Origin of the sequence: Paraburkholderia sp., assembly GCF_035501035.1 — a bacterium.
Taxonomy (GTDB): domain Bacteria; phylum Pseudomonadota; class Gammaproteobacteria; order Burkholderiales; family Burkholderiaceae; genus Paraburkholderia.
This window is the reverse complement of the sequence record NZ_DATJWR010000068.1, coordinates 1-9,813: the sequence shown is the minus strand read 5'-3', so window position 1 is coordinate 9,813 and position 9,813 is coordinate 1. Positions and strand designations below refer to the sequence as shown.

Annotated in this window: 6 protein-coding genes and 1 pseudogene; 1 reads left to right on the top strand and 6 read right to left on the bottom strand. The window is 62.9% G+C overall.

What is annotated here, in order from left to right; translation table 11 throughout:
• From VMJ11_RS04255 to VMJ11_RS04235, 5 genes are all read right to left on the bottom strand, one after another.
• Positions 1-2,271: sensor histidine kinase KdpD (locus tag VMJ11_RS04255; protein WP_325617225.1), on the bottom strand; the 2,271-nt coding region annotated here is incomplete at its 3' end.
• A gap of 96 nt (positions 2,272-2,367) precedes the next feature.
• Positions 2,368-2,949, bottom strand: a complete 582-nt coding sequence (gene kdpC / locus VMJ11_RS04250) for a potassium-transporting ATPase subunit KdpC (RefSeq protein WP_325617223.1) — start codon at positions 2,947-2,949, stop codon at positions 2,368-2,370.
• A gap of 3 nt (positions 2,950-2,952) precedes the next feature.
• Positions 2,953-5,103, bottom strand: coding sequence for a potassium-transporting ATPase subunit KdpB (gene kdpB, locus VMJ11_RS04245; RefSeq protein WP_325617221.1), 2,151 nt, complete (start codon positions 5,101-5,103; stop codon positions 2,953-2,955).
• 13 nt (positions 5,104-5,116) lie between these two features.
• Entirely contained in the window at positions 5,117-6,925 is a 1,809-nt protein-coding gene (gene kdpA, locus VMJ11_RS04240; protein ID WP_325617219.1) for a potassium-transporting ATPase subunit KdpA, read from the bottom strand.
• A complete protein-coding gene (locus VMJ11_RS04235) occupies positions 6,922-7,017 on the bottom strand; it encodes a potassium-transporting ATPase subunit F (RefSeq protein WP_254343476.1) in 96 nt (31 codons plus the stop codon). The genes kdpA and VMJ11_RS04235 overlap by 4 nt, the downstream gene beginning before the upstream one ends.
• A 977-nt stretch (positions 7,018-7,994) precedes the next feature.
• On the opposite strand from VMJ11_RS04235, the gene VMJ11_RS04230 reads away from it, so the two are divergent.
• On the top strand, positions 7,995-8,495 hold the full coding sequence (locus VMJ11_RS04230; protein ID WP_325617215.1) for a KUP/HAK/KT family potassium transporter: 501 nt from the start codon (positions 7,995-7,997) through the stop codon (positions 8,493-8,495).
• Positions 8,496-9,224: 729 nt separating this feature from the next.
• Here VMJ11_RS04230 and VMJ11_RS04225 read toward each other — a convergent pair.
• A pseudogene (locus VMJ11_RS04225) lies at positions 9,225-9,813 on the bottom strand (hypothetical protein); the annotation flags it as partial.

Here is a 9,813-nt window from a genome sequence, read left to right as displayed (position 1 = left end):
GCCGATCAGCTCCTCGATCGACGACCACTGCCGGTTCAACCGCATGCTGCCTTCCTGAAGACGCGCCATGTCGAGCAGATTGATGACGAGTCCATTCATCCTCAGCGCCTCCTCGCGGATCGCGTCCGAGAGTTCCTGTGCCCTGGCCCCGCCCGACATGGCGGCACCCTGGTCGGCAAGCACCGATGCAAAGCCCACGATCGCCGTGAGCGGCGTGCGCAGGTCATGGGAAATCGCGGACAGCAAGGAGTTACGCAGTCGTTCCGATTCCATGCTCACGAGTGCGTCCTGCGCGATCTCGACGTAGTGCACCCGTTCGAGCGCGAGCGCGATCTGCGCGACGAAGGTGTCGAGCATGCGCCGCTGCTCGGGCACGGCAAACTCTGCCATCTGTTCAGCCAGCAACGCGACTACTCCGCGCGTGCGCATCGGCGCCTTGAGCGGCAGGTACAGCGCCGTCGCGGCAGGCAGGGTCTCCGTGCCGTGGCCGGCCTGTTTCTGCTGGTCGTAGACCCATTGGGCGATATCGAGGTCGACGTCGTTGAGTGCGGTCGCCGGATCGGGGTTCTCGACCTTGGGCCGCACCTTCTCCGTGCTATCGGGCAGCAGGATCGCCGTGCGCGCCTGGAACACTTCGCTCACGTGACGCATGCCGATCTCGATGATCTGGTCCGTCATCAGTGCGCCACCCAGTTCGCGCGTCATTGCGAACATCGCCCCCGTGCGGCGCTCGCGCAGCGTGGCGAGATGCGCCTGGCGCTTGAGGCTTGCCGTCAGGTGACTGATCGTCAGCGATGTCATCAGCATCACGGCGAAGGTGAGCAGATATTGAGTGTCGGCGACCGTAAACGACATGCGTGGCGGCACGAAAAAGAAGTCGAACGCGGCCACGCCGAGAAACGAGAACAACACCCCCGGCCCGCGCCCGAGCCGCGAGGCCGTGAAGACAGCGCCAAGCAGGTAGAGCATCACGAGATTGGTCTGCGCGATCCGGTCGAGCAGCAGGGCGGCGATCGCGGTAATGGCCGCACAGATCGCGAGTGCCCAGGCGTAGGAGCCAGGTGCGGAGCGGCGAGCCCCCATAGCGGGCCCCGCAAACCCGCTCATGGCGTCGTGGCGCTCGGCGGCTTCGCGCACCGCACCGGAGTTGACCACCGTGACATCGATATCGCGCGCCGACCAGACCATCTGCTGTGCGACGGACGGCATGAGGCGGGCGCGCCATCCTGTTACCGACGACGCACCCACCACCAGCTTCGAAACATTGCGCATGCGAGCGTACGCAAGCACCGTCGGCGCGACTTCGTCGCCCTGGAGCGTGACCGTTTCCGCGCCCAGCTCGGACGCGAGCTTGAGCGCGTCGAGCGTGCGCTTGCGAATGGCATCGGGCAGCCGCTCGAGCTTCGGCGTCTCGACATAGACCGCTAGCCAGTCCGCTTTCTGGTTCGAAGCGAGGCGCGCCGCCGCGCGCACGAGATTGCTGCTTTCCTGCCCCGCGCCGACGCACACGATGATGCGTTCGCGCGCCTGCCAGATCCGCTCGATCGACTGATCGGCGCGGTACTCGCGCATCTGCGCATCGACACGGTCGGCCGTGCGGCGCAACGCGAGCTCGCGCAGCGCGATCAGATTGCCCTTGCGAAAGAAATTGCGGACCGCATGCTCCGCCTGCTGCGGCATATAGACCTTGCCTTCGCGCAGCCGGTCAAGCAGTTCCTCAGGCGGCAGATCGACCAGCGTCACTTCATCGGCGAGATCGAACACGCGGTCGGGTATCGTCTCCCACACGCGGATGCCCGTGATCTGCCCGACCACGTCGTTCAGGCTCTCGAGATGCTGGACGTTGACCGTCGTGAACACGTCGATGCCGGCATTCAGCAGTTCCTGCACGTCCTGCCAGCGCTTCAGATGCCGGCTGCCCTGGACGTTCGAATGCGCGAGTTCGTCGACGAGGATCAACTGCGGCTTGCGCGCGAGCGCGGCGTCGAGATCGAACTCGGCAAGCAGGCGGCCGCGATATTCAATGCGCGCCGGTGCGATGACCTCCAGGCCTTCGATCAGTGCGAGCGTCTCCTCGCGCCCATGGGTTTCGACGATCCCCACCACGACGTCGGCACCTTCGTCCTTGCGGCGCCGCGCGGCCTGCAGCATCGCAAACGTCTTGCCGACGCCGGCCGATGCGCCAAAGAATATCTTGAGCCGTCCTCGCTGGCTTTTCTCTTCGTCACGCTGCAGCCGGTCCAGCAGTTCGTCGGGATCGGGCCGGTTCATCGCACGTCTCCTTGCGAGTCATCCCTTTTAGAGTCGTCCCTTGGTCCTGCTGTCGGGGCACGCGCGTTGGCCATCTACCGCCGCGCAGGCACACACTCAATGCATCGGCTTGAGCTCGTCTAGCGCGAGATTCAGACTCAGCACGTTCACGCGCGGCTCACCGAATATGCCCAACTGCCGTCCAGAGGTGTTCTGCGCGATCAGTCCGTCGATCTGGTCGAGCGTAAGCCCACGGGCTTTCGCCACGCGCGCGGCCTGATACGCCGCCGCAGCCGGTGTGATGTCGGGGTCCAGCCCGCTGCCTGACGAAGTCACGAGATCAACCGGAACAGGCGTTGTGTTCGATGGATCGGCGTCATGCAGCGCCGCGATGCGCCCCTTCACTTCGTCGGCGAGCGCGGGATTCGTGGGGCCGAGGTTCGAGCCGCCGGAATTCTGTGCGTTATAAGGATTCGGCGTCGTGGCCGATACGCGGCCCCAGAAATAGTATGGCGCGTCGAACTGCTGGCCGATCAGTGCGGAGCCGACCGGCTTGCCGTTCTTCTCGATCAGGCTGCCGTTGGCCTGACGCGAGAACACGGCCTGGGAAACCGCCGTCACCACGAGCGGATAAACGCCGCCCGTGATTACCGTCAACAGCAAAAACAACACCAGCACGGGACGCAAGAAATTCTTCATGATTCAGACCCACCCAAATGCGGTAAGCACGACATCGATCAGCTTGATGAACGGAAACGGCAACAGAATCCCGCCAAGGCCGTAGATCAGCAGATTCCGGCGCAAGACGGCTGCGGCGCCAAGCGCACGGTACTGGACACCCTTGAGCGCGAGCGGGATGAGCGCGACGATGATGAGCGCGTTGAAGATGACCGCTGAAAGGATGGCAGACGACGGGGACGTGAGGTGCATCACGTCCAGCACGCGCAGCTTCGGATAAGTCGAAGCGAACGCCGCCGGAATGATCGCAAAGTATTTCGCGACGTCGTTCGCAATCGAGAACGTCGTGAGCGAGCCGCGTGTCATCAGCATCTGCTTGCCGATCTCGACGATCTCGATCAGCTTCGTCGGATTGGAATCGAGATCGACCATGTTGCCCGCTTCTTTCGCCGCCTGCGTACCGCTGTTCATCGCCACGGCGACGTCGGCCTGTGCGAGCGCCGGTGCGTCGTTGGTGCCATCGCCCGTCATTGCTACGAGACGCCCGGCCCCTTGATGTTCGCGGATCATCTTGAGCTTGGCTTCCGGCGTCGCTTCGGCGAGGAAGTCGTCGACGCCGGCCTCGGCGGCAATGGCTGCGGCCGTGAGCCGGTTGTCGCCGGTGATCATGACCGTGCGGATGCCCATCTTGCGCAGTTCGGCAAAACGCTCCTTGATGCCGCCCTTGACGATATCCTTGAGCTCGATCACGCCGAGGACGCGCGCCGGGCCGCTGCCGGTACTGCCGTGGGCGCCCGGCTTCTCGGCCACGACCAGCGGCGTGCTGCCGCGTCTCGCAACATCGGTCACAGCGGTGTTGACTTCGCCAGGATAGCGGCCGCCGTTGGCCTCGACATACTGCTTCACCGCTTCGGACGCGCCCTTGCGGATCTCACGCTCCGGCAGGTCGACGCCGCTCATCCGCGTTTGCGCCGTGAAGCCGAGGAACGTGGCGTGCAGCGCGCTCATGTCGCGCTCCCGGATATTGAAGCGCTGCTTGGCAAGCACAGTGATGCTGCGGCCTTCCGGAGTTTCGTCGGCAAGCGACGCGAGTTGCGCCGCGTCCGCCAGGTCCTGCTCCGAAACGCCAGGAGCCGGTATGAAGGCGGCCGCCTGCCGGTTGCCAAGCGTGATGGTGCCCGTCTTGTCCAGCAGCAGCACATCGACGTCGCCGGCCGCCTCGACGGCGCGACCCGACGTCGCAATCACGTTCGCCTGCATCATCCGGCTCATGCCTGCCACGCCAATGGCGGAGAGCAGGCCGCCGATCGTGGTGGGAATCAGGCAGACCAGCAGGGCCACGAGTGCCGTAATGGTCACGACGTGGCCCGCCTGTGCGGCTGCCACGGAGAAGATCGAGAACGGCAGCAGGGTCGCCGTGGCGAACAGCAGCACGAGCGTGAGGGCCACCAGCAGGATCGTCAGCGCGATCTCGTTTGGCGTCTTCTGGCGCTTCGCCCCTTCGACCATTGCGATCATGCGGTCGAGAAACGCCTCGCCGGGATTAACCGAAACCCGCACGACAAGCCAGTCCGAGAGCACGCGTGTGCCGCCCGTCACCGATGAAAAATCACCGCCGGATTCGCGCACCACCGGTGCGGACTCTCCCGTGATGGCCGACTCGTCGACGGACGCCACGCCCTCGATGACCTCGCCGTCAGCCGGAATCGTGTCCCCCGCCTCGACCAGCACGACATCGCCTTTTCTGAGGTCGGTCGAAGTCGTGACAGTGACAGGCGATTTCGGATGCGGCTCGTTCAGCTTCTTCGCCATCACGTTGTGTTTCGCGCTGCGCAGCGACGCTGCCTGGGCCTTCGAGCGGCCTTCGGCAAGCGCTTCCGCAAAGTTGGCGAAGAGCACGGTGAACCACAGCCACAGCGCAATGGCAAGGATGAAACCTGCCGGCGCCTCGGCCTGCCCGGCAAGTGCGGCAAACCAGAGTATCGTCGTCAGCACGCTGCCCACGTACACGCAAAACATCACGGGATTGCGCAACTGCGTACGCGGCGTGAGCTTCCTGAACGACTCGGCGATCGCGGGCTTGACGAGCACCGGATCGAACATCGAGCGTGCAGCCGTGCGTGCCTGACCGAGATTGTCGGGACGATGGGCCGGCGGTTGAGCGGGCGTGGTCATGCTTTCCTCGTACTCAGTGAGCTGCAATCATCGACAGATGCTCGGCGACGGGCCCAAGCGCAAGCGCAGGCACGAACGTCAGCGCGCCAATCAGGAGCACGGCCCCGAGCAGCAGCACGACGAACAGCGGGCCGTGCGTCGGTAAGGTCCCTTCGGTCACGGCAATGCGCTTCTTTTGGGCGAGCGAGCCGGCGACGGCCAGCACCGCGACCGCCGGCACGAACCGGCCAAACCACATGGCGATGGCCAGCAGAACGTTATAGAACGGCGTATTGACGGAAAGCCCCGCAAATGCGCTGCCGTTGTTGTTCGCGGCCGAGGTGAACGCGTAGAGAATTTCGGAGAATCCGTGCGGGCCGGGATTGGCAATGCCCGCGGTGCCGAGCGGCGAGAGCACCCCGATCGATGTGCCCACCAGCACGATCATCGGCATGATGAGGACCGCAATCGACACCATCTTCATCTCGTACGATTCGATCTTCTTGCCGACGTACTCCGGCGTGCGCCCGATCATCAAACCGGCGATGAACACCGCGAGAAGCGCAAATACCAGCATCCCGTAAAGCCCGGATCCTACACCGCCGTAGACGACCTCGCCCAGCTGCATCATCAGGATCGGCACGAAGCCACCCATCGGCGTGAGCGAGTCGTGCATGTTGTTGACCGCGCCGCACGATGCCGACGTGGTGGCGACCGTAAAGATGCCGGAATCGGCAATGCCGAACCGTACTTCCTTGCCTTCCGTGTTGCCGCCGGTCTGCAGCGCCGACCTGGTCTGGTCGACGTGCAACGAGGTGAACAACGGATTGCCCGCCTGCTCGGACGAGATCTCGCCCCAGCAGCCAATCGCAAACGCAATGGTCATGGCGGCGAGAACCGCATACCCCTGCCGTTTGTCGCCGACCATCCGGCCGAAAACGATGCACAACGCAGCGCCAATGCTCAGCATGGCAACCATCTGGACGAAATTCGCCAATGGTGTCGGATTCTCGTAGGGATGCGAGGAATTGGCATTGAAAAAGCCACCACCGTTGGTGCCGAGCATCTTGATCGCCTCCTGGGACGCCAGCGGCCCCATCGCAATCGTCTGCTTATCCGCCTTCATGTCCTGCATCACGGGGTTGCCCTTTGCATCCTTGAGCGGGTTGCCCTGTGCATCGGTCTTTGGCACCTGGTAGGTCGTGACCTGGAGCGTCGCTACATCCACGTATGACCTGAAGTTCTGGATCGCCCCCTGACTCACGAGCACCAGCGCGATGACAAACGCGATCGGCATCAGGATGTACAGCGTGCAGCGCGTCAGGTCGACCCAGAAATTGCCGATCGTCTTTGTCGTGTGGCGGGCAAACCCCCGGATGAGCGCGACGGCCACGGCAATGCCTGTCGCCGCGGAAAGGAAGTTCTGAACCGCGAGCGCCGTCATCTGGGTGAGATAGCTTACGGTTGTCTCCGGCGTGTAGTTCTGCCAGTTCGTGTTGGTCATGAAGCTCACTGCCGTATTGAAGGCGGCATCGGGCGTCATGGGACCGAAGCCCTGCGGGTTCGCAGGCAGCCATTGCTGCAGGCGCAGAAAGCCATACACCGCCAATGCGCCCAGTGCGTTGAAAAGCAGCACCGCGAACGCGTACTGCTTCCACGACATCTCGGCGTCTGGATCCACCCCAGCAAGCCGATATAGAGAACGCTCGACCGGCCGCCCGATCTTGCGTACGACGACAGACGTGCCGTCGAACACCGAGGTCATGTAGTGACCAAGCGGAATGGCGACGGCAGTCAGGACGACGATGAAAAGCACAAGGTGGAGCACGTTGTAGGTGTTCATTCGAGTTCCTCCGCGCGCAGTAGCGCGTACACGAGGTACACGAGCAGGAGAAGCGTCGCGGCGGCGGCGAGCCAGATCATCCACGCGGTCATGGCCGGCCTCCCGGTGCGTTTCTGTGCAGCTTCTCGCAGCCGATCACCAGTGCTAGCGAGAGCCCCAAAAAGGCGGCGACGCCGACGATGTAGATCAGGTCCATTGCTGCTCCCTGTAACAGATCGCTGTGGCACGAGGTGATACCGCCCCTCGCAAAGGACATGAAAATCCTAGGCAAGGGCGTATAAAAAAGGCATAAATATCGTGCAGTCAATGCCAAGGCAGCCGCACCATGGCGCTCCGTGCAATTCCTGACGACGCAACTAAATCAGTTATTTAATTAATAATCGATGCGTGCCGCATCCCGGGGTTGGGCGGCGCGACTGGACGGTATGCATGAAGCGCGCTCCGTTCCAGTGAACCGGTTACCCGTCGTGCGTAAGGTTAGATGTAGTGGGCCTCTTCGCGTTGACACACATCAACATTTTGGGCCCGTAGCGGGACCTCCATCACGATGCCGGCGCAGGACGCCTCGTTGACTCGATCCCGGTCAGCACGGGTTCGTGGCATGCCTGGCTGCCATGCGGAACACGGTTTTGCCTTCCATAAGCTCAGGTAATTCGACGTACGCATCGCCCTTTCAGCAAGATGTCCGCACGCGCCGGCTTGATCGGACCGGACGCCCTTCCCCCGGAGACCCTGCTGGTCTGAGCCCACGAAACGTCGGCCCGGGGCAAACAAATCCCCTCGCGAAGCTGGGTCCGGGCGGCGGCGCCGATTGAACCGCTATGCGGTTAGCTATCAGCTCGTGCCCGAGACGAGGACGACCGGGCCTGGTGATACCGCCGCTTCCCTCGTGAGAGGCCAGCGCCTCCACCCTGTACACTGGCGTGCCCGCAACCCGGCCGGCCAATGGAGTCTCCGACGGCACTGTCTCGCCGTCGCGGGTATCACAACCCCTGCCATGCGAGACAAGCGACAGCGTCATGGAACTGGTGCAAAATCCGCGCACGGGTCAGTGCGATAGAGTGCCGACATGGGACACTTTGGCGCGCGCCCCATTCGCCTGGCCTGGTACGGGCTGGCCCTGCCCGCGCTGACTGCCAGCTATCTTGGGCAGGGTGCGCTTTTGCTGCGCGATCCCGGCGCGGCTTCGCGGCCGTTCTATACGACCGTCCCCACGTGGGGACTCTATCCCATGGTGGTCCTGGCGACGCTCGCCACCATCGTCGCGTCGCAGGCCCTGATCTCCGCTGTGTTCTCACTCACGCGACAGGCGGCGCAGCTCGGACTGTCGCCGCGTGTGCCCGCCAGACACACTTCCTCGAGCACCGCCGGACAGATTTATCTGCCGGGATTGAACTGGCTTCTCATGGCCGGCACCATTGGCGTGGTGTTGCTCTTCCGCTCGTCAGACCGTCTTGCTGCCGCTTTTGGCATTGCGGTATCAACGACCATGGCAATCACCACCATGCTGTATGCCGGGCGCACGACCAAAGCGCGCCATGCGTGCTTCGGCCATAAATGTTCTGACTAGAGAGCATGAGCGCCGATCCCACAGAAAAGTGAAACGCACCCCTACTATAAAGATAAGTGTTCTTATCTTGCGCCGGATACCTGCACCAGTTCGCAACGCAAAGAAAAAGCTCTTTATTACATAGGATTACGAATTGTGTAGGAGTTTTCAGATGAATCCGTTAGTTCGGTGAGGCTGACATCGTTCGTTGATGTCGACGTGCTGCGAAAGCTTCATCGTTGATGCCGCATTCGCCGATGACAGGGTTCAAGACGAGATGCTCGGTCTGAAGACGGCGTACGGGTGAAACGTCCAGATACGGCCACGTCGTGCTCGAATACCCGCACGCGCCCGCGTAGCATTTCGGAAACCTGGGTGGGGCTGCCCCGCCCTGCGTGGAGACAGGAATTGTTAGGGCTTTGCCGGTTCCGGGAGAGAATTGCGCCAGACCGTTAGTCGCATATTCTGTCCGGGCGGCCGCCGCGTGGTGACGGTCGCGGGCGGTTTGACAGTTGGCTCGCGCAATGTCAAACGCGCGCCTGGAGTTGAGCCACCCAGCCAGCAGCCTTCGCGGACGCCGGCTGCGCGAAGGTGCAGGACCGGCATGCTGCAACACAATGAACCATGGCCCGCTACTCCGGGCGTCATGCTCGGCGTCGCTCTGGCGAGGGCGCGGATGTTGTCGGCAAGCGCCCGGAAGCTGGGGCATCAATCATGAAGGCTGGTAGATAACGAAGCGCAGTGAAACATTCAGACTGGCCTTGTCTGCGGCACTCCGGCGAGATGCAGGATCTTTGCAGCGACCCTGCGGAAAAACACGTCGTCCCGCTCCTTCTGGCGAGCATCGTCGGCAACGCGATGCTCGATCAGGATGCCGCGTCGTTGCATGATTTCTTGAGTACGCGACTTGCGCTCAAGGTAGTCAGGATCATCGGCGTCCATTGTCTCGATGACGAGGCGGTGCAAACGGGGGGCGACGCCGGTGGCTGCCATCGAACGGAACGTCAGTTCAAAGTCGGGCCGGCACCACAGGCTCGGCTTGTCGGTTTGCCTCACCTCCCGGTCAAACAACGGTTTCCAGAGCGTCACCTCAACGCCGTGCTTTTTTACCCATTCCATGACGCCAAACAGCAATTTCAGCGTGACGCGCTCATACCGGCTGTCCATCGGTACTGGTTGAGCGAAAGAATACGCACACTGCGCGAACGCTTCCCGGAAGCGCGCGTTGCCATCGCGATCGCGGTCAATAACGCTGAGCACCCAGTAGGGCGGCTGCGTCAGTCGCTGATCGCGGCCACCGGCGCGGATACCCTTTTCAGGGCGCACCACACACTCGCCC